The organism is Limnoglobus roseus (genome assembly GCF_008254045.1).
GTDB lineage: Bacteria > Planctomycetota > Planctomycetia > Gemmatales > Gemmataceae > Limnoglobus > Limnoglobus roseus.
The window spans coordinates 4,435,964-4,456,859 of sequence record NZ_CP042425.1; the positions used below are offsets into that span (position 1 = coordinate 4,435,964).

Sequence of the window (20,896 nt, forward strand, 5' to 3'; positions counted from 1 at the left end):
GAACAAAATGACCGACCGCCAGCCCACAGTGCCCCCGTCATCAGAGTTGCTCGGGGTCATGGACGCTTACTGGCGGGCTGCCAATTACCTGGCCGTCGGGCAAATCTATCTGCTCAACAACCCGCTCTTGAAGGAGCCGCTCCGCCGGGAGCACGTCAAACCCCGGCTGCTCGGCCACTGGGGCACGTCGCCGGGGCTGAACCTCCTGTACGTCCACCTGAACCGGGTCATCAAGGCCCACGACCTGAACGTCCTCTTCATCACCGGCCCCGGACACGGCGGCCCGTCACTCGTCGCCAATGCTTACCTCGAAGGAACGTACTCCGAGGTCTACCCGCACGTCTCGCCCGACGAGGCGGGGCTGGGGCGGTTGTTCAAGCAGTTTAGCTTCCCCGGCGGGATCCCGAGCCACGTCGCCCCGGAGACGCCCGGCAGCATCCACGAAGGCGGTGAATTGGGCTACGCCCTGTCGCACGCCTTCGGGGCCGCCTTCGACAACCCCGACCTGATCGTCGCCGCAGTCGTCGGCGACGGCGAAGCCGAAACCGGACCGCTCGCCACGAGTTGGCACTCGAACAAGTTTCTGAACCCGGTCACGGACGGGGCCGTGTTGCCCATTTTGCACTTGAACGGGTACAAGATCGCGAGCCCCACCATCCTCGCCCGCATCCCGAAGGACGAGTTGCGGAAGCTGTTCGAGGGGTACGGGTACAAGCCTTATTTCGTCGAAGGACACGAGCCGGAGAAGGTCCACCGGGAACTCGCCGCCGTCATGGACGAGGCCATCGGCGACATTCACGAGATCTGGTCAGACGCACGAACCAAGGGGCATCAGGGCCGCCCGACGTGGCCGATGATCGTCCTTCGCACGCCGAAGGGCTGGACGTGCCCGGCCGAAATCGACAGCAAGAAGTGCGAGGACTATTGGCGGTCGCACCAGGTGCCGATGGGCGACATGGACAAGGCCGGCCATGTCGCGATCCTCGAACAGTGGATGAGAAGCTATCGTCCGAACGAGCTGTTCGACGCCGCGGGCCGACTCGTTCCCGAGCTTACGGAACTGGCTCCGAAGGGCGATCGGCGGATGAGTGCGAGCCCGCATGCGAACGGCGGCCAGCTCCTTAAAGACCTGCAACTGCCCGACTACCGGACCTACGCCGTCGAGGTAACGAGCCCCGGTGGGACAACCGCCGAAGCGACCCGAGTAATGGGGCAGTTCCTCCGCGACGTCATGCGGCTCAACCTCCCGAGCCAAAACTTCCGACTGTTCAGCCCCGACGAAAACAACTCGAACCGCTGGCAGGACGTGCTCGAGGTCACGAACCGGGCTTGGATGGCCGAGCGATACGACACGGACGACCATCTCGCCCCGGACGGGCGAGTGATGGAGATGCTGTCCGAGCACCAATGCCAGGGGTGGCTCGAAGGGTATCTGCTGACCGGCCGACACGGGTTTTTCTCGTGCTACGAGGCGTTCATCCAGATCATCGACTCGATGTTCAACCAGCACGCGAAGTGGCTCAAGGTGTGCGGCCACATCCCGTGGCGGCGACCCATCGCCAGCCTCAACTATCTCCTTTCCAGCCACGTCTGGCGGCAGGACCACAACGGGTTTTCACACCAAGATCCCGGCTTCCTCAACCACGTCGTGAACAAGAAGGCCGCGGTCATCCGCATGTACTTGCCGCCGGACGCAAACACTCTGCTGTCCATAACCGACCACTGCCTGCGAAGTCGCAATTACGTGAACGTGGTGGTGGCCGGCAAACAAATGGCCCCCCAGTGGCTGACGATTGCCGAGGCAGACGCGCATTGCGCCGCCGGGCTGGGCGTCTGGGATTGGGCATCGAACGATAACGGTGGCGACCCCGACGTGGTCATGGCGTGCTGCGGCGACGTGCCGACGCTCGAGATTCTTGCGGCGGTAGACTTGATCCGCCAGCACCTGCCGGAACTGAAGGTGCGGGTCGTGAACGTCGTCGATCTCATGAAACTGCAACCGCCGGAAGAACACCCGCACGGACTGCCGGATGAAGAGTTCGACGCGCTGTTCACTACGGATCGGCAGATCGTCTTCGCGTTCCACGGGTTTCCTTCGCTGATCCATCAACTCACCTACCGCCGGACCAACCACAAAAACTTGCACGTCCGCGGGTTCAAGTCGGAAGGCACGACCACCACTCCGTTCGACATGGTCGTGCTGAACGACATGGACCGCTTCCACCTCGTCAAGGACGTGATCGACCGGGTGCCCGGGTTGGCCGCACGCGCGGGCCACGTCCGGCGACTGATGGACGACCGCCGGGCCGAGCACAAGCGGTACATCGCCGAGCACGGCGAGGACATGCCGGAAACCGGTGGGTGGGCCTGGCCGGGTCGGGTGATCGCTCCGCCAGTATCTACCGTGGACACTTCCTCGCCCGACAACACGCAGGGCTACCGCACTACAGGTGCAGTGATTCCTTGCAGGACCTGCAACATGTAGTCGTCATCCCAACCGGCCTTGAGCCGCTTGGTTAACCCGCTTCCTTTACCCGGTGCCCGCCGGAGTAGCGACACAGCGACCCGCCGGACCATCGCCAGGTTGGCCCCGGCGCTCTCCTCCCGGATGCGACTCCGGTCCTCCCGGAACACCACGTCGAGAACCCAGTGGAGGCCGTTCTCGATCCCCCAGTGCCCCCGCACCCAGCGGCCCAACTCGGCGGCCGTTCCGGCGTAGCTGGTCAGGTAGTAGTGGCTGGTGCAGGTGATCTTCCCCAGTGAAAGTGGACAGCGCGGTTAGCGGTTGTTGGGGTCGTGCGCCCGCTCGTACTCCGCCGGGGAGACGTACCCCAGGGTCGAGTGCCGACGGACGCGGTTGTAAAACACTTCGACGTATTCAAAGATCGAGGCCCGCGCCTCGTCTCGTGTGGCGTACCGCTCGCCGTGAACCAACTCCTGCTTCAGTCGGCCGAACGTGCTCTCGACCACGGCGTTGTCCCAGCACTGGCCCACCCCGCTCATACTGCCTACCATCCCGTGCCGGCGGAGTTCGGCCTGGTAGTGCGCGCTGGCGTACTGGCTCCCCCGGTCCGAGTGCGCAATCAATCCGGGCGGAACGCCACGTCGCCCGACGGCCAGGTCGAGGGCGTCCACGACGAGGCGGCTCGTCATGGCAGCGGCCATCGCCCAGCCGACGATCCGGCGGGAGAACAAGTCCACCACGAGGGCGAGGAACAACCAGCCTTCGAGGGTCGGCACGTAGGTCAAATCCATGGCCCACTTCTCGTTCGGCCTCGCGGCCGCGAAGTCGCGGGCGAGGACGTTTTCCGACACCGGCAAGCGATGGCCCGAGTCGGTCGTCCGCACGAACCGCTTCACGGCCTTCGCCCGGAGGCCGTGGGCCGCCATCGCCTTCGCCACCGTGTTAACGCAGCACGCCACGCCGCGGGCCTTCAACTCCCGGGCGAGGCGGGGGCTGCCGTACCGCCCCCGCACCTCGGCGTGAACCGCCCGGATGTGGGCGACCAACGCCTCCCGCCGAACGGCCGTCGCACTCGGGCGGCGGTTCGCCCGGGCGTAGAAGCCCGACCGGGACACGCCGAGGGCACGGCACAGCGCGGCGACCGGGTAGTCGGAGCGGCGTTCCTCGATCCAGGCGAAGATCACTTCGTCAGGGTGGCGAAGAACGCCGTCGCTTTTTTCAGGATGTCGCGCTCCATCTCCAGCCGCTTGTTCTCGGCCCGGAGGCGGCGGTTCTCTTCCTCGAGGGGCGTGAGGTGGCCCACGCCGGGGAAGGCGTCGGCCCCTTTGGCGAGGACGGCCTTCTTCCACTCGTGCAGGCGGTTCTCGGACACCCCGAGCCGCCGGCCGACCTCGGCCACGGACAGGTGCTGGTCGGTGATCATTTTGACCGCCTGGAGCTTGAACTCCGGCGTGTACGTCGTGCGTTTGCCAGCCATCGGTGTGCTCTCCGGGTTGTTGGAGTCTACACCGCTTTCCCGCTGTCCACTAAACCTGGGGAGGCTCAAGGCCCGCACCCCGCCGACCTCCCGCTCCCGGTTCACCTGCACCACCGCCGCCACGTCCGGCCACTCGGGCGGGATGCCGTCGGGGTCTTTGAATACACCGACGTACCGCTCCTCGTGCCGGCCGTGAGCATCATCTACCTGCTCGCTTCCCTCCATCCCGACCAGATCGGCCTCGCAGGCCGCCTCGACCACCCGCTCGACGGCCGCACGGAGGGTCGGCTGATTATCCTTTACGGCCAGTAGGTAGTGCCCGCCCCGGGACCGAATCAGGTGCGCGTTCTCGACCTGGCACCCCGCGGCATCGATCGTCACGATCGCCCCGGACAGGTCCAGCGTCCGTAACAGGTCGGGGATCGTCCCGATCTCGTTCGACCCGTCCGGGACGGCGGCCTGGCCGAGCACCAGGCGGTTCTCGGTGGCCCACGCCGTGACCACGTGGACGCACCCGGTGGCCGTGTTCCGCTTGGCCGCGCGAGCCGACTTCCCGTCGATGGCGACGGGCACCAACCCGGTGGCCTCGCACGCCGCCGCCATCCACCGGCCGAACGCCTGGGCGAATGAACCGGGTTCGAGCTTGGCGAACACCCGGCCGAACGTGTCGGCACTCGGGATGCCGTTCTCCAGGGTGAGGAACCGGCGGAAGAAGTCGGCCTTGGTCCGCCCGTACTCGGCGATCGCCTCCCACGTCTCGGCCCCGCCGATGACCGCACACGTGGTGATGGACAGGATATCGGTCAGCCGGTGGAGCTTGTTCTCGGTGTCCCGGCGGGGGTCGGGGAGATCATCGAACACGGCCGTGAGCGGCAGCGCCGGCATGGGTATCCTCCTGAAACCCTCGGTGTACTGCTAGAGCCCGCGCAAACAAACAGCTCCTTTGCGACGTTGTGCCTGCGGCTCTGGCCTTCCGCAAACACCCACACCGAGGGCGCACAATGGCGCGCGGCTCCTTCTTCTTGACTCTGCTTGTCGTGGCCCTGAAGCCCGGAGGGGTTGGCGCGGTCGATCCGCTCACGATCGGCAGCCCGGCCCCCGAACTCAAGGTCAACACCTGGGTTAAAGGTGACCCGGTCGCCGGGATCGAGAAGGGCAAGGTGTACGTCGTCGAGTTCTGGGGGACGGCCTGCGCGCCGTGCATCAAATGCATGCCGCACCTGAGCGAGCTTCAGCGGCGGTACAAGGGCGTTGTCTTCGCGTGCTTGTGCGACGAGAAGGAGAAAGGCGTCCGAGACTTCGTCGCGAAGCATGACAAGGACATGGGCTTCCGGGTCGGATGGGACGAGCGGGGGCGGATGTGGGCTGCCTGGATGGTAGCCGCCGGTCTCGAGGGTATCCCGACCGCGTTCATCGTGGACGCGACGGGCAAGGTCGCTTGGATCGGCAACCCGACCGAGATGGGCGAACCGCTGCGTCTGATCTTGGAAGGCAAATACAACCCCCAGGCCGCTGTGATCGCACTCCGGCTCCGGCACGCCCGAAAGGAGGCGTTCCGAAAGGAGAACGAGCGATTAGACCGCGGGAACCGGCTCGCGGTTCAGGTCGAGCAACTGATCCTGCAGAAGAAGGCGTCGGAGGCGGTAACCTTGGTGGACGAGGCGATTCAGAAAGAGCCGGGCGAACGGGTCCGGTACGGGCAGATGAAACTCCAGGCCCTCGTCGCCGACCCAAAGCTGGCGGACCGGGCGCTCGAGTACGGGATCGAGCTGACGGCGGCGGCCGCCGCCCGGGCCAATGAGGACCGGCCGACGAGCCAGGTTCTGTTGCACATCGCGTCGCTCCTCTCCGCCCCGCTCGGTGGCGCCCCATCCGATACGCGGTGCTGCGATCTGGCGATCGAGATCATCAAATGTGCCCGGGACGTGGCGCGACAGGAGAAGGACTCCGGCGAGCAGTACCAGTTCGAGTTGCGCGTCCACGCCGACGCCCAACTCGCCCACGCGTACGCGGGGAAAGGGGCTTATGACAAAGCGGTGACGCACGCGGAATCCGCACTCAAGGCATTCCGTACCGCCTCGCCCCTGCCGTGGGCGAACGATAAGCTGTTTCAGCAGAACATGGAGGCTTGTGCCAAAGAGCTAGAAGCCAGTTTGGAAGAGTTCAAGTTGAAAGCCGGCATGGTGCCGCGAAGGTGAGCCACTCGATCTTGATCGAGTGGCTGGGGAGCGAGCAGAACGTGGCTACTCGGTTCGTGGTCGGTTTCGTCAGTGAACGACCCACCCCCGCAGATCTACCGCACTTCGAAATCGTGTGCTGGCAATTGGTCACGGCGATATGCTAGCGAAAATCGAGAGATCGATCGACGTAAATTACTACCGGAAAAGGACTTCATAGTGCGGCAACCCTGCCCTCCAGTATTGGAGGAAGTCGCCACTCTGAAGCTTGCGTCAGGGGCGCGCTCCTGGTGATGCGCGAGGTGCCCTACGTCGACGCGAAGCGGGACGTGCTCACGGGCACGCTCATCTCAAGCCTCAACCTTGCCGGTGATGGAATCCGGCCTCCGGACTCGCATCAGGTGTGGTTCGATGGCGAGTTCCCTTGCAACGCCGACGGCACGCGGATCGCCGGCATCGGCGACGGCGGCGGGAGCTACAACCTCGGGCACGGGTTGACGGCGAAATACCACTTTTCGACCAAACCCGGACGAGATTACCTCGACTACCACGAGAAGATGACCACCCCCGCTGGCATCGACTCGGGCATGGGCTTGGAGTTGGTCGACGGTTCGCTCGGGGGCATGCTGCGGGTGACTGCGAGTACGCCCGGGATGCGTGGGCACGTTCACGGCGGCCGCATCTCATTCGCAGGCGGCGGGGTAAACGACATTTACTCCTCCAACATCCAGGTCGCTGATCTCAACGCACTTAACGCGACACTTGCAGTCATCAAGTGGAAAAAGCTTCGGGGCTTCTATCGGGACCTCGAACGTGAACACCACTGCACCTACACGACCGACGGCAACCAACTCGAAAACGGGGATCGGGCATGATTCGCTACCGCCGCCTCGAACACCGCTTCGTGCGAACCTTTCCCGACTGCATTGAGCCTGGGATTTTCTACGTGTCGTTGGAGTTCGGCACTACTACTCACAGTTGCTGCTGCGGATGTGGCGAGGAAGTCGTCACGCCCTTGTCGCCGTCCGGCTGGAAGATCACATTTGACGGGGAGACCGTGTCGCTGTGGCCGTCCGTGGGGAGTTGGACACTTCGATGCAGTTCGCACTACGTCATCGATCGCGGGCGCGTCCTTGAAGACGGGGACCCCACATTCCTGCCGCGGCTGATGGCCGAGATCCCGCCGATCGAAGGCGGCGAGTACCTGTACTTCGATAACGCGATCGTGTGCGGGTGGACCCGGCTGGACCCTGGGGAAGTCGTCCTGCACGGCATCTGGGATGTTTTCCTGGTTCGTGACGGGCGGCGGCTTCGGGCACTGGGAGAACCACGGTTGGGGTAAGGCCGTCCCCGTGCCGGTCGCCATCGGTTGTCGCGCGTTTCCACCCACGGAAGGTTCCGATGACCGATTCCGAGATCGCGGCGATCGGGTCCGAGTTCGGTCGCTATCTCCGCCGGTACCGTACCTGCTTTGGACAGGACCGGACGGCCGCCCACTTCGACACGTACTGTCGCGGCCTGCTGTCCGACCTGCCCCGTAAGTCCGTGGAGCCGGTCGCCCTCGCGTCCGGCACCGCGGTCCGCACCCTCCAGGAGTTCTTGACTACCGCGGCCTGGGACCACGAGTCAGCCCGCGACGTTCTGCAACGACACTTGGCGGGGGTGCTCACGAACTTGCCGACCGACCCGCTCGGGACGGTCGGGGTGATCGACGAGACCAGTTGTCTCAAGAAGGGTGACCGGACGCCCGGCGTCCAGCGGCAGTATCTGGGATGTGCGGGCAAGGTCGATAACGGGATCGTGACCGTCCACGTCGGGGTCGCGAAAGGGCAGTTCCAGGCCCTCCTGGACGCCGACCTGTATCTCCCGAAGTCGTGGGCCGAGGACCGAGACCGGTGTCGCGCGGCCGGCATCCCGGACGACGTCCGGCACGTCCCGAAGTGGCGGATCGCGCTGGACCAGGTGCTCCGCCTGGACGGGAACGGGGTGCGGTTCGACTGGCTCGTGTTCGACGAGGGGTACGGGGCGGCCGTCCCCTTCCTGACGGTCCTGACCCTGATCCGGCAGAAGTTCGTGGCCGAGGTGCCGGTCAACTTCTCGGTGCGGGCCACGAACGGCGGGAAGCCCCGGAGGGCCGACACCGCTCTCGCGGCCGATGCGGCGAGACAAGGGCGACGCTTCCGGCTGACCCGCCGGACTGTGCAACCCCAGGTGTGGCGTGCTGCGGGTAAGGCGGTGTGGGTCCGCGGGAAGGCGTACCGTCTGGTGGTGGCGATCAACGAGTCCACCGCCGAGGTGAAGTACTTCGTGACGAACGCGACGGCCGAGCCACTGTCGCGGGTACTAGCGGTGGCGTTTCGTCGGGCGACGATCGAGCACAGTTTCCGGGCGGCCAAGTCCGAGGCCGGCTTAATGCACTACGAGGGGCGGCAGTACACCGGGTTGATCCGGCACCTGATCCTGGCTCTGCTGGTGATGGGGTTCGTGTCGGCCCATACGGACCGGCTGCGGGGGAAAAAACCCGCAGGTGACGATGGAGCAGGTGTGCCGGGCACTGAACGCGAGGTGCGACGCACTGTTCCGCCGCCGGCGCGGGACACCGCGGCTCCGGCACACGGGCGAGGTCATCCGGTACCACCAACGGCGGAACGAGCAGGCCGCCAAGTCCCACAAGAAGCGGCGGCATAGATCGCTGATCTAGACCCGCGCTGTAGTGCTAATACCTTCCGAACCTTAAAAAGCTGTGACACAACCACCGCAGTTATAGGGCGTCGTGGATCAAGATGCGGTAGCAGATGACACTGGCAGCCAGGGACGCGAAGGCATCTCGCATGACGCCGAGGCGATCATACCGGACCCGCATCCGTCGCAGGCCCTTGACCCAACCGATGGTCCGCTCGACGACCCATCGGACCTTGCCCAGCCCGCTCCCATGAGGCGTGTTCCGCCGGCCGATCTTCGGCTCGATGCCGAGCCACCGCAAGATCCACCGGGTGGCATCGCTGTCGAACCCGCGGTCCGTGTACGCCTCGTCCGGCATCTCCTTCGGCCGGCCCGGCTTCCCGCCGACGCGGGGGAAGTCGAGGACCAGGGGGATGATTTGGGTGTGGTCGCTCTCATTCGCTCCGGCCGTGCGAATGGACAATGGCACACCCGACCGGTCGACCATCAACGTGTGCTTCGTGCCCGGTTTCCCGCGGTCGACGGGGCTCGGGCCGGTCGCCTCGCCGCCCCCGAACGCCCGCACGTAAACGGAGTCGATGACGACCAGGTCGGTGTCGAGCTTGCCCGCCTGGCGGAGCAGCCGGAGCAGGTCGACGTGCAACCGGTCCCAGATGCCGGCCTCCTCCCACGCCCGCAGTCGGCGGTGGGCCGTCCGGCCCGAGCACCCGAGTTCGGGCGGCACGTCGGCCCACCGGACGCCGCTCGCCAGGACGTACCAGATGACCCGGAGGACGGCCCGGTGGCCGACCCACGGCCGCCCGCCGCGTGATCCGACGGGCCGCTCGGGCGGCAGGTGGTGGGCGACGACCTCGTAGAACTCATCCGGCATTCGTGCACTCGCCATGGCAGGAACCTCCACGATGGGAACAGTTCCACCGCCGTGGCGCAAAGGCCGTGCCGAAAGGTTGTGTCACAGCTTTTAAACGCCAGGGCGGTCGGGGAAAAGGGCTTTTGAAGGAAGTGGACCATCCCGGCGTGAACCCCAGACCGAATGACCGCGTCGTCCGTGTATCCGGACACGAACAGCACCCTCGCTCCAGGATGGGCCTCGGCGAGAGCCACGGCGACGGCCTGTCCTCCACGGCCGGGCATCACGACGTCGGTGACCAACAGATGGATCGGCCCGGCGTGTCCGACTGTGGCACGGGCGGCCACGGCCGCATCGCTTGCTTCCAGGACCTTATACCCACACCCCACCAACACCCAGCGGGTGAAGGCCCGCACTCCATCGTCGTCCTCAACGAGCAGGACCGTCTCGGTCCCCTGGGGAGGCAGCAGGCTCCCGCGGAGAGTTTTCGACTCACTGGCCACCGACTCGACCCGCGGTAGGTACACCTTGAACGTCGTCCCGACGCTGACTTCCGTGCACACCTCGAAGTGCCCGTCACTTTGCTTCACAATGCCGTGGACGGTGGCCAGGCCCAGGCCCGTCCCCTTACCCGGCCCCTTGGTGGTGAAGAACGGCTCGAAAATCTTGGCCTGCACGTCGGCCGTCATCCCACACCCGGTGTCCGTCACGCTCAGCAAGACGTACGCCCCGGCCTGTATGTTCGGGTGGGTCGCGGCATACCCGGCATCCAGTTCGACATTCCGGGTCTCAATCGTTAGCCGACCTCCACCGGGCATGGCATCCCGGGCGTTCACCGCCAAGCTCATCACCACCTGCTCCACCTGACCGGGGTCGGCCTTCACCGGCCACAAGTCGGGGGCGGGGTCGGTGGCCAACTTCACGTCCTCGCCGATCAGCCGACGGAGCATGCCCGTGATGTCGGCCACCACGGCGTTCAGGTCGAGAACCCGTGGGGCCAGGACTTGTTGGCGACTGAACGCCAGAAGTTGGCGGGTCAAACCCGCCGACCGCTCGCCGGCCTTATGGACCTCGAGGATCAGCAACGGTTCCCGCACCGTGTCCACGATGTTTTGCGCGTAGTTTTGGATGTCCTCGACCAGCGGACTTGGGGCCGGCGTAAGGCTGCGAGTACCGAAGGACGGGGTGTTGATGGCGGAATCTCTCGGGGCGAAACCCGCGGGTGCGGGTCGATGGTTGTTACCTACGAATGAGGGCCTTGCCGGCGAAGACCGTCGAACGCGGCTACCTTGTCGGCCAAGGCGGGGCCGGTCGGCCGGAGGTACGCAGACAGGACTTGCTCGAACGGATTCGTGGCGGCAACTCGTCCCCCGAAGTTGTGCACCTACATGCAACGTCTCCATACAACTTGTCGAAGTCCATCGGGATTCTCCGTCGGGCACCTGAACGAAGTGACCGCTGGCCGAGACCGCGTCGGGCGTGATGGGGTCGGAGGATCGCGACGAGCGGGACGGCTTAAGCCGGTTGGTTTTGAGAAAGTGGAACCGCGGTTCGGCAATCGAGGACCTCAGAGACCATGGCCTGCCGTTCATCGCGGATGAGTTGCCAGTAATGGGATCGGGTCGGGTTCAGAGTTACGCACAGCGCCACACTTTCGCCGTTGGAATCGTGCCATAAGGGTCGGCATCGGCCTAATGCTTCAGGATAGCTTACAAGCTACCGTCGGTGGGTAACATTCTGAGAATTGCAAAAGTATCGATCTCGTGCGGCACGACAGAATTCGGAAGGTGATGACCGTCTTGGCCGTAAACGTGTCTGTGAAGAATTGTTTTGCTTCCGGTACTTTCGCATTACCCACGATTCGACCTTTGCAATCTCTCCTCGCGTTCTATCATTGTGTTGTGAGTCGCCCGTCTCGCTCTCATTTTCTCGCGAGGTTGCCACCTCGCCCGACATGCTCTTTCTTCGGCAAGCCGTTCCTCCGATTCCTTCGGACAAGGAGATGGTATTCAGTCGTTCGCACGGAGCATCCTCGACACCGTTCAACACCCACTCCTCATCCTTGACGCGAGTTCGCGAGTCGTCGCCGCCAACCCCTCGTTCTATTCCACGTTCGACACCGCCTCGTCGGCCACCGAGGGCCACTCCCTGTTCGAGATCGACGCCGGGCGGTGGGATCGGCCCCGGTTGCGGACCTTGCTCGAAGGCGTCATCCCCCAAAACGGTACGTTCAAGGACCTCGAAATCGAGTACGACAGCTCACGCCAGAGCCGGCGTGTCCTGGTCCTGAACGCCCACCGAATCGTCCGCGATGCGGACGGGGTGCCCATGGTCCTCCTGGGCATCGAGGACGACACCGACCGGCGGAGCGGCCAGCAGGAACAACTCCGGTCGAACATCGACCTGAAAACCCGCGTCGAGGCGCAGGAGCAACAAGGCCGCGAACTGGCCCGCTCCGTCGAAACGACGCGACAACAAGCCCTGGCGCAGTCGGACGCGAAAATCGCGGCCCTGGAGCAGAAAGCCCTCGACCTGGCCGATTTCGTCGGCGGGTTGCGAGACCAAACCCGCGTGCAGTCCGAAGCCAAGATCGCGATGCTGGTGGAGAAGGCCCGGGAATTGGCGGTCTTCGTGGAAGCGGTAAGGAAGGAAACACTCTCGCGGGCCGAGACGGAAATCGCGGCGTTGGGACATCAAGCCCAAGAACTGGCGGCGTCCGAGGAGGCGGTCCGAAAAGTGACGCTCCTGCATTCGGACTCCCGGATCGCGGCGCTCGGGCAGTCGGAGTTGGCGACGAGCCGACTCAACGAAGAACTGGAACTGCGTGCCCGGGAGCACACCCGGCAACTGGAGGCGGCGAACCAGGAGTTGGAGGCCTTCTGTTACTCCGTGAGCCATGACCTGCGGGCCCCCCTCCGGGCGCTGGACGGGTTCAGCCAGGAACTCCTCCTGCGATATGCCGACCGGCTGGACGAACAGGGCCGGCACTACCTCCGGCGGGTCCGGGTCGGCACCCAACGGATGGGCCAACTGATCGACGACCTCCTGAAACTGTCCCGCGTGACCCGGTCCGAGATGCGGTCCGAGCGGGTCGACCTGACGGCCCTTGCCGAGGCCGTAGTCGCCGAGTTGCGGGAACGTGAGCCGGCACGGAACGTGACGTTCACGGCCCACCCGGGGCTGAACGCCGTGGGCGACACGTCGCTGCTCCGCATCGTCCTGGAGAACCTCCTCGGGAACGCGTGGAAGTTCACCGCGAAGCGACCGGAGGCGGTGATCTCGTTTACTGGGAGCGAGGATGCGGGCCGGCCCGTGTTCGTCGTCCGGGACGACGGTGCGGGGTTCGACATGACCTACGCCGGCAAGTTGTTCGGGGCGTTCCAGCGATTGCATTCCGACCGGGAGTTCACCGGCACGGGGATCGGCCTGGCGACGGTCCAGCGCGTCCTCCGGCGGCACGGCGGCGAGATCCGGGCGGACGGCGCGGTCGGCCGCGGGGCCGCCTTCTCCTTCACCCTTCCCGGCCCGGCGGACCACTCATGACGGCCAAGATTATCCTGCTCGTGGAAGACAACCAGGACGACGAGGAACTCGCCCTGCTGGCGTTCAAACAAGCACACGTGGCCAACGAAGTGGTCGTCGCCCGGGACGGGGTCGAGGCGATCGACTACTTGTTCGGCACCGGGCCGTACGCCGGGCGAGACGTCGCCGCCCTCCCGCAGTTAATGCTCCTCGACCTGAAACTGCCGAAGGTGGACGGGCTGGAGGTGCTCCGGCGGGTCCGGGCCGACCCCCGCACCCGCCGGCTGCCGGTCGTCATCCTGACCTCGTCGCGGGAAGAAGACGACCTAATCCGCGGGTACGACCTAGGCGCCAACTCGTACGTCCGCAAGCCCGTCGCCTTCGATCAGTTCGTGCAGGCCGTGAGCCAACTCCAGATGTACTGGCTGGTGCTGAACGAAGAGCCCCCGAAAGGATGACCGCCATGAGGCAACGGATCCGCGTCATCATCGTGGAGGACGAACCCGATGACGCCGAATTGATGGTCCTCGCCCTTCGGCGCGGCGGCCTCGACGCGGAGTGGGAGCGGGTGGAGACGGGCACCGCCTTGACCGCCGCCCTGGCCGCCGGGCCGTGGGACGCGGTCCTGTCCGACCACACGATGCCGGAGTTCGGATCGGCCGCCGCCCTGGCGATCGTCCGCGAGGGTGACCCGGACCTCCCGTTCATCGTCGTCTCGGGCACGGTCGGCGAAGACGCGGCGGTCGCCATGATGCGGGCCGGGGCGAACGATTACATCCTCAAGGGGTCTCTGGTCCGCCTGCCGCCCGTCATCGAGCGGGAGGTTCGGGAGGTCGGGAACCGGCGTGCGAAACGGGCGACCGAACTGATCGCCGCTCAGTTGGCGTCGATCGTGCAGTCGTCCGACGACGCCATTACGTCCATGACGCCGGACGGGATCATCGTCTCGTGGAACCCGGCCGCCGAGCGCCTCCACGGCTTGACGGCAGCGGAGGCCGTGGGGCGGCCCATTTCCATCATCGTCCCCCCGGAGAAGGCCGACGAATTCGTCGGCCTTCTGGACCGGATGCGGCGGGGCGAACACCTCACCCAGTTCGAGACCGTCCGGTTGCACCGCGACGGCACGCGCCGCCACGTGTCCGTCACGGCCGCCCCGATTCTGGACCAGGACGGGCAACTCGTGGGGGTCTCGAAGTTCGCCCGCGACATCGGCGACCGGATCCGGCGGGAGGAGGAGTTGCGGGCGAGCGAGGACCGGTTTCGGCAACAGTCTCAGGTCCTCCAGTCGATCCTGGACAACATGAGCGACGGCGTCGTCGCGGCCGACGAGACGGGCCAATTCCTCCTCTTCAACCCGGCGGCCGAGCACATCCTGCGGTCGAAGAAGCTCGACGCGAGGCCGGAAGAGTGGCAGGCGCAGTACAGCCTGTTTCTGCCGCCGGACGGGGTGTTGCCCTTTCCGACCGCCGACAACCCCATGGTCAAGGCGATGCGCGGGGAAGCGTGCGACGCGGTCGAGATGATCGTGAACCACGACCGGAGCCCGGACCCCCGGTGGATTAGCGTGAACGCCCGGCCGATGCGGGACGCGGCCGGGGGCTTGCGGGGCGGCATCACCGTGTTCCGCAACATCACCGAGCAGAAGCGGGCCGAGATTGCGACCCGCCGCAGCGAGCAACGGTACCGGTCGCTCGTCGAGGCGACGGCGGCGATCGTCTGGGACTCCCCGCCCTCGGGCGAGTTCGACACCGAGCAAGCGGGGTGGTCGGCGTTCACCGGGCAAACCGTCGAACAGCACCGGGGGTGGGGGTGGCTGAACGCCATCCACCCGGACGACCGGCCGAAGAGCGCCCGGGCCTGGGCCGTGGCGGTCCAGGAGCGGACCCCCTACCAGTTGGACCACCGCGTCCTCCGGGCGGACGGGCAGGTCCGCTTGATGTCGGCTCGGGCCGTCCCGGTCTGCGGGCCGGCCGGGGAGATTCGCGAGTGGGTCGGGGTCCACACCGACGTGACCGACCAGAAGTTGGCCGAAGAGGCCGTGCGGGCGAGCGAGGAGCGCCTCCGGTCGTTCGTCGAAAACGTCTCGGCCCCGGTCGCGATGTTCGACCGCGAGATGCGGTACCTCCACGTGAGCCGCCGGTGGATGACCGACTACCACCTGGGCGAGCGGAACATCATCGGGCTCAGCCACTACGAGGTCTTCCCCGAGCTTCCGCCGAGTTGGAAGGAGATCCATCAGCGGTGCCTGGCCGGGGCGGTGGACCGGTGTGAAGAGGCATCCTTCGAACGCGCGGACGGCACGGTGCAGTGGATCCGCTGGGAAGTCCGCCCGTGGGTGCGGACCGGCGGCGGGTTCGGCGGGGTCATCATGTTCACGGAGGACATCACGAGCCGCAAGCGGGCGGAGACGTTGCTCCTGGAAAGCCAGCAACGCCTCGTCCTGGCGACCGAGTCGGCGGGTATCGGGATCTGGGACTGGGACGTGTCGGCGAACGCCATGGCCTGGGACGCGCGGATGCTCGTCCTGTACGGCATTCGCAGACACGAGTTCACGGGCGGGTATGACCAGTGGCAGAATGGTCTGCACCCGGACGACCGAGGCCGCGCCGGGGCCGAGATCGCCACCGCCCTCGCCGGGACGAAAGACTTCCACACCGAATTTCGAATCGTGCGGGGCGACGGTGAAGTGCGACACATCGAGGCGCACGCCCTGGTTCAACGTGCGGCCGACGGTTCGGCCACGCGCATGACCGGTGTCAATTGGGACATCACCGACCGCAAGCGGGCCGAGGACGCACTCCGGCTGCGGGACCGGGCCATTCAGGCGGCAACCCAGGGCCTCCTCATTACGGACCCCAGTCAGGCCGGCAACCCGATCATCTACGTCAGCCCCGGGTTCGAACGGATCACCGGGTACGCGTCGGCGGAGAGCGTCGGCCGCAACTGCCGGTTTCTCCAGGGCGTGGACACAAGCCCGGCGGCGGTCGCCCAGATCCACGCGGCGGTTCGGGCCGAGGAGCCGTGTACCGTCGAGTTGCTAAACTACCGCAAGGACGGGACGCCGTTCTGGAACGAACTGTCGGTCGCCCCGGTTCGGAACGCGGCCGGCGACCTGATGCACTTCGTCGGGGTGCAGTCGGACGTGACCCACCGCCGGAAATTGGAAGAGCAATTCCGCCAGGCCCAGAAGCTGGACGCGTTCGGGCAACTCGCCGGCGGCGTGGCCCACGACTTCAACAATCTGCTCACCATCATCAACGGGTACAGCGAAGTACTCCTCCAAAAACTCCCGGCGGGCGACTCGTCCCGCGAGCTCGTGGCCGAGATTCATAAGGCCGGGGAACGATCGGCCGGACTCACCCGCCAACTGCTGGCGTTCAGCCGCAAGCAAGTCCTGGCCCCGCGGATTCTCAACCTGAACGAGGTCGTGGCCGAAACCGACAAGATGCTCCGCCGGATGATCGGGGAAGACGTCCGGCTGACGACCACCCTGGAATCGGCCCCGTGGGCCGTGCGGGCCGACGCCGGGCTGATCGAGCAGGTGCTGCTCAACCTGGCGGTGAACGCGCGGGACGCAATGCCAATGGGCGGTCGCCTCACGATCGAGACCCAGAACATCGAACTGAACGAATCGTACACCCGCACCCACGCGGACGCGCGGGCCGGTCCCCACGTCCTGTTGAGCATGACGGACACCGGCACGGGCATGTCGCCGGACGTTCAAGAGCGGATTTTTGAGCCGTTCTTCACGACCAAGGACCCGGGCAAGGGCACCGGGCTGGGCCTGGCCACCGTGTTCGGGATCGTCAAGCAGAGCGGCGGCCACGTCGCGGTGTATAGCGAGGTGGGGGTTGGCACGTCCTTCAAAGTGTACTTGCCCCGAGTCGAGCCGCGGTCGGACGTCCGGGAAGCTCCGACTAGGATCGTGCCGCCCCCGCGAGGGACGGAGACGATCCTGTTGGCGGAAGACGAAGCCGGGGTGCGGGGATTAACGAGCTACATTCTGGCCGGGTGCGGCTACACGGTTTTCGAAGCCGCCGACGGAACCGCGGCCGTGCAAATCGCGGACGGGCACCGCGGGCCGATTCATCTTCTGGTCACCGACGTCGTCATGCCCGGGGCGGGCGGGCGAAGCGTCTCCGAGCAGGTGGCCAAACGTCACCCCGGCGTTCGCGTGCTGTTCACCTCCGGCTACACGGACGACGCCGTCATTCGGCACGGCGTGCTGCGGGAGGGCGTGAACTTCCTTCAGAAGCCGTTCTCCCCGACCGCGCTGGCGTTCAAGGTGCGAGAGGTTCTGGACGCACCCGCGGAGACCGACCGCCTTTCGTAAGAGGCCGGGGCGGTCAAATCACTTTCGAGACGCACGAAGTGGAGGTCGAGCGAGCGGTCGGCGAATTGAAAGAGGCCGCACGGATGAAGTAGTCGTGGTCACACCGACCGGATCACGCACTTATTCCGGCCAGTCTCCTTGGCCTCCTGGAGAGCCGACTCGGCGGCCCCGCGGAGTTGATCATACCCGACCAAACTCCCCGGGCCGACGGTGGCGAATCCGACGCTCACGGTCACCCGGACGGGATGGCCCTGGTACGCCGTCGCCGCGGCCGCGACGTTCGCCCGGAGCCGCTCGGCGAGCGCCTCGGCCCCACCCGCGTCGGTCCCGGGGGCGACCACCATGAACTCCTCCCCGCCCACCCGGCCGATGGCGTCGGATGCCCGGATCAAGGTCTTGAGAACCCCGGCCAGCCACGTCAGCACGTGGTCCCCGCCGGACAGGAGGAGGGCGGTGTTCACGTCCTTGAAGTGGTCGACGTCCACCAACCCGATCGCGAGCGGGGCCGGGAAGCGAGTCCGGCGGACGATCTCCGTGTGGGCGATGCGGTCGATCGCCCGCCGGTTCGGCAGCCCGGTCAGCGGGTCGGACAGGGCCATCTCTTCCAACACCCGGTTCTGCCGTTCGAGTTGGCCGATCAAGTCCCGCCGGTCCTCCTCGCCCTGCCGGAGGCTCTCCAGGAGTTCGTGCTGGCGGACGGACGACACCACCAGGGCCTCGTTCATCGCCACCACCCGCTGCCGAAAGCGGGCCGCCTCCGTCGCGTCGGTTACCTGGACGAGGACGCCGGCCGGGCGGCCGTCCGCCCCGAAGATGGCCCACGCCATGTACGACCAGTGGGCCGGGGACGCCTGGCGGTGTTCCTGCTCCGCCAGGCTCTCCGCCAACCCGGTCTGGAATACGTGATCGAGGGTCATCATGCACCCGTTCCCCACCCCCTCCGGCACGGCCTCCGCGAACGGGCGGCCGATCAATTCGGCCGCCGGCCGGCCGACGAGGCGGGAGAACGAGGGGTTGGCGTAGCGGATCACGTGGGTCGGCCCCCCGACGGCGAGCGCCGGCTGGGGGGACTGCTCCGAGAAGTAGCGGCACAGGAGAGCCGGGACAAACGGATCGGCCGTGGACGGATTCATGGCTTCCCCCGGGTTGTTAACGGGCCGGCGGGGCGACGGGTTCGGGGATCCCGCTGATCAGGCCGTGGTACCCGGTCAGCCGCCCGCCGACCCGCAGGCCTGCGGCCGTGATCTCGTACTCGCAGATGTCCTTGCTGTGGTCCCCTGCCCGCATCTTGACGACCAGCAGCGCCTTGCGGAGTTGGCCGTCGATCTCGACGTACCGGAGGCGGATGATGTCGTCGCTGAGGAATGAGATCGAGTACGGGCTTAGGGCCAGTTCGGTGAACGTCTCGGTCACCTCGACGGTGCTCACGATCGTGACGCCGGTCCGCGTCAGCGCCCCGATCATCCGGTAGAGCGACTCCCGAAAGTCGGTGCGGAAGCCGGGTGCCAGGGCCATCTCGAACCCGGCCAGCGAGTCGATCACTACCCGCTTCGCCCCCGTCCGCTCGACCGCGTCGAGGATCTCCCGCATCGTCTCGTCGACCGACAGGTCCAGTGGGCGGAGGTAAATGACGGTGAGGGTCCCGTTCCGCTGGGGCGCGTCGAAGTCCAGGCCGAACCCGGCCGCCCGGCCGGCGTACTCCTCCGGCCGCTCCTCGAAGATGGCGACGATCCCCGGCTCACCGACGCGGAGGCCCTCGGCGATGAACTGGGTCGCGAACACGGACTTGCCCGACCCCGACGGCCCGGCGATGAGCAGGCTGTCGCCCTCGGGGATGCCCCCGCCCATCATCGCGTCCAACGCGGGGACCCCGCACGTCAGCCGCCGCCGGTCGGGGGCCTTGTCCTTCCGCCCGGACAGGCCGAAGGTGCGGGGGAAGGCCTGGACCCCGGCGTCGGTGATGCGGAACGTGTGCAGCCCCGGGACGGACGCCTGGCCGCGGAGTTTCATGACCTGGAATTTCCGCACGATCGAGTTCCGTTCGACCTGCTGGTACAACCAGAACAGACCGTCGGCGACGGTGAACACCGGGTTGTCCCGGACCTCGCCCTCCGTGTACTCGCCGATCAGGAACGTGGTCGCCTGCCAGCTGGTCAGGTGCAGCGCGAGCCTCTGAACGAACGCCTGGAGGTCGGCCTCCCCGGTCCCGCCGGCCGCCTTCCGGACGACAGTCCGGAACGAGTCGACCACGACGACGCTGGGGCCGACCGCCTCGACCTCCCGGACGATCTCCGCCAAAACCGCGTCCAGGTCCTTCTCAAGTACGACCTGGCTGAGGTTCACGAACCGGACGCCGGCACCCAGCTTGGCCGCGTCGAAGAACTGGAACTGCTGCTGATACCGGAGCATCTTGAGGGCCGGTTCGCCGAGGACGGTGAAGTACAGGGCCGGCCTGTCCGAGGTGGCGTTGGCGAAAATGATTTGGTGGGCGAGGGTCGTCTTCCCGCCCCCCGGCGCCCCGGCAATGATGTTGAACGAGTATTCGGGCAGCCCGCCGCCGAGGATCTCGTCCAGGCCCGGCACGCCGGTCGGCAACTTCCGAATGGTGACCTTGTCTCCGGCGCTCATAATCCCTCTCTGTTCCCTTCGTCCCCTCCGGTCCCGGGCAGGCCCGGGCAGGCGTCCCGCACCAGGGTCAGCGTCAGGGGGTAACCGATGAACGTCGCCAGCAGGCCGATGACATGGGCCACGACGGCGACCCCCGCCGGACCGTCGGCCTCCGCGCCCCGGTGACCGGCCCCGGGGTCATCAAGGCCCTCGACAGAGCCGTCGGTCCGCACTCGCACGGGGCCCAGTGACGGGACTTCCGCCCGGGCCAGGGCCACCGCCCGCGACAGGAGGGAGTGGAAGCCGGCGGCGCCGACCAACCTGGTGAGCGGCGGGCGGAGCCGCTCGCATGCTCGGACCGCCGCCAACCCGCCGACGACCGGCGGTTCGGCGTTTCCCGCCTCGTAAGCGACGAGTCGCCGGGCGAGGTCGTGGATCGTAGGCGGAACGGGGTCCATCAAGCGACTCTCCGACGGCAGCCCTCTTTGCTGCGGAGTGGGATTGTCTCTCCCATCTGACCCGCTTACCCGTAATCGTCCGGCGGTGTTCCGCGGTAACTGGAAGGACGAAGAACTCTGCCGAAATGACTATTGTACAAATATTTACTCAGACCTGCTATCCATATTCCGAGATGGAGTACTTCATTAAGTGTGAATCGAGGATTGAGCCGGCCGCCGACCGAACACCGCACGCCCTTCAACCGGATGGTCGGCGGCCGACCAAACAGGCTGTCGGAGAGCGATTGAATAACGCCTCCAAAGCCGGCCACCGGTTCAGGTAGAGC

The 20,896-nt window shown here is 66.3% G+C and carries 12 protein-coding genes and 4 pseudogenes; 8 read left to right on the top strand and 8 right to left on the bottom strand.

Features of this window, described 5'->3' with window-relative positions; translation table 11 throughout:
• Positions 1-7 precede the first annotated feature (7 nt).
• Positions 8-2,485, top strand: coding sequence for a phosphoketolase family protein (locus PX52LOC_RS18540; protein WP_149111498.1), 2,478 nt, complete (start codon positions 8-10; stop codon positions 2,483-2,485).
• Here the strand turns inward: PX52LOC_RS18540 and PX52LOC_RS18545 are convergent.
• From PX52LOC_RS18545 to PX52LOC_RS18555, 3 genes and pseudogenes are all read right to left on the bottom strand, one after another.
• The gene (locus PX52LOC_RS18545; RefSeq protein WP_149115538.1) at positions 2,437-2,760 is read right to left on the bottom strand and encodes an ISAs1 family transposase; all 324 of its coding nucleotides are present in this window, start codon (positions 2,758-2,760) and stop codon (positions 2,437-2,439) included. The two genes, PX52LOC_RS18540 and PX52LOC_RS18545, sit on opposite strands and share 49 nt — an antisense overlap.
• Before the next feature lie 18 nt (positions 2,761-2,778).
• Positions 2,779-3,941 (bottom strand): annotated as a pseudogene (locus PX52LOC_RS18550) (IS3 family transposase).
• Between the two features lie 90 nt (positions 3,942-4,031).
• Positions 4,032-4,826, bottom strand: a pseudogene (locus tag PX52LOC_RS18555) (ISAs1 family transposase); the annotation flags it as partial.
• A gap of 116 nt (positions 4,827-4,942) precedes the next feature.
• Here PX52LOC_RS18555 and PX52LOC_RS18560 point away from each other — a divergent pair.
• The 4 genes and pseudogenes from PX52LOC_RS18560 to PX52LOC_RS18575 all read left to right on the top strand — a co-directional run bounded on the left by PX52LOC_RS18560 (position 4,943) and on the right by PX52LOC_RS18575 (position 8,806).
• Positions 4,943-6,139 (top strand): TlpA family protein disulfide reductase, encoded by a 1,197-nt coding sequence (locus PX52LOC_RS18560; RefSeq protein ID WP_149111501.1) that lies wholly within the window; start codon positions 4,943-4,945, stop codon positions 6,137-6,139.
• Positions 6,140-6,393: 254 nt separating this feature from the next.
• Positions 6,394-6,993 (top strand): annotated as a pseudogene (locus PX52LOC_RS18565) (DUF6791 domain-containing protein); the annotation flags it as partial.
• The gene (locus PX52LOC_RS41660) at positions 6,990-7,460 is read left to right on the top strand and encodes a DUF6527 family protein (RefSeq protein ID WP_178132555.1); all 471 of its coding nucleotides are present in this window, start codon (positions 6,990-6,992) and stop codon (positions 7,458-7,460) included. The pseudogene PX52LOC_RS18565 and the gene PX52LOC_RS41660, both read left to right, overlap by 4 nt.
• A gap of 59 nt (positions 7,461-7,519) precedes the next feature.
• Positions 7,520-8,806 (top strand): IS701 family transposase, encoded by a 1,287-nt coding sequence (locus PX52LOC_RS18575; protein ID WP_149111502.1) that lies wholly within the window; start codon positions 7,520-7,522, stop codon positions 8,804-8,806.
• A 73-nt stretch (positions 8,807-8,879) separates the two neighbouring features.
• On the opposite strand, the gene PX52LOC_RS18580 is transcribed toward PX52LOC_RS18575, so the two are convergent.
• Both PX52LOC_RS18580 and PX52LOC_RS43615 read right to left on the bottom strand, forming a co-directional pair.
• The gene (locus PX52LOC_RS18580; RefSeq protein WP_149111503.1) at positions 8,880-9,686 is read right to left on the bottom strand and encodes an IS5 family transposase; all 807 of its coding nucleotides are present in this window, start codon (positions 9,684-9,686) and stop codon (positions 8,880-8,882) included.
• A gap of 95 nt (positions 9,687-9,781) precedes the next feature.
• Positions 9,782-11,242: pseudogene (locus tag PX52LOC_RS43615) on the bottom strand (ATP-binding protein); the annotation flags it as partial.
• Positions 11,243-11,837: 595 nt separating this feature from the next.
• Here PX52LOC_RS43615 and PX52LOC_RS18590 point away from each other — a divergent pair.
• From PX52LOC_RS18590 to PX52LOC_RS18600, 3 genes are read left to right on the top strand one after another with little or no spacing between them, the layout of a single operon-like run.
• Entirely contained in the window at positions 11,838-13,193 is a 1,356-nt protein-coding gene (locus PX52LOC_RS18590) for a sensor histidine kinase (protein WP_246173759.1), read from the top strand.
• Positions 13,190-13,630 (top strand): response regulator, encoded by a 441-nt coding sequence (locus PX52LOC_RS18595; RefSeq protein WP_149111505.1) that lies wholly within the window; start codon positions 13,190-13,192, stop codon positions 13,628-13,630. The genes PX52LOC_RS18590 and PX52LOC_RS18595 overlap by 4 nt, the downstream gene beginning before the upstream one ends.
• Before the next feature lie 5 nt (positions 13,631-13,635).
• A complete protein-coding gene (locus tag PX52LOC_RS18600) occupies positions 13,636-17,505 on the top strand; it encodes a PAS domain S-box protein (RefSeq protein ID WP_168219086.1) in 3,870 nt (1,289 codons plus the stop codon).
• A 98-nt stretch (positions 17,506-17,603) separates the two neighbouring features.
• Here PX52LOC_RS18600 and PX52LOC_RS18605 read toward each other — a convergent pair whose 3' ends face one another.
• From PX52LOC_RS18605 to PX52LOC_RS18615, 3 genes are read right to left on the bottom strand one after another with little or no spacing between them, the layout of a single operon-like run.
• On the bottom strand, positions 17,604-18,638 hold the full coding sequence (locus PX52LOC_RS18605; protein WP_149111507.1) for a sensor domain-containing diguanylate cyclase: 1,035 nt from the start codon (positions 18,636-18,638) through the stop codon (positions 17,604-17,606).
• Positions 18,639-18,654: 16 nt separating this feature from the next.
• Complete coding sequence (locus PX52LOC_RS18610) at positions 18,655-20,133, bottom strand: ATPase domain-containing protein (RefSeq protein ID WP_149111508.1); 1,479 nt, start codon at positions 20,131-20,133, stop codon at positions 18,655-18,657.
• A complete protein-coding gene (locus tag PX52LOC_RS18615) occupies positions 20,130-20,570 on the bottom strand; it encodes a hypothetical protein (protein WP_149111509.1) in 441 nt (146 codons plus the stop codon). The genes PX52LOC_RS18610 and PX52LOC_RS18615 overlap by 4 nt, the downstream gene beginning before the upstream one ends.
• Positions 20,571-20,896: the final 326 nt, after the last annotated feature.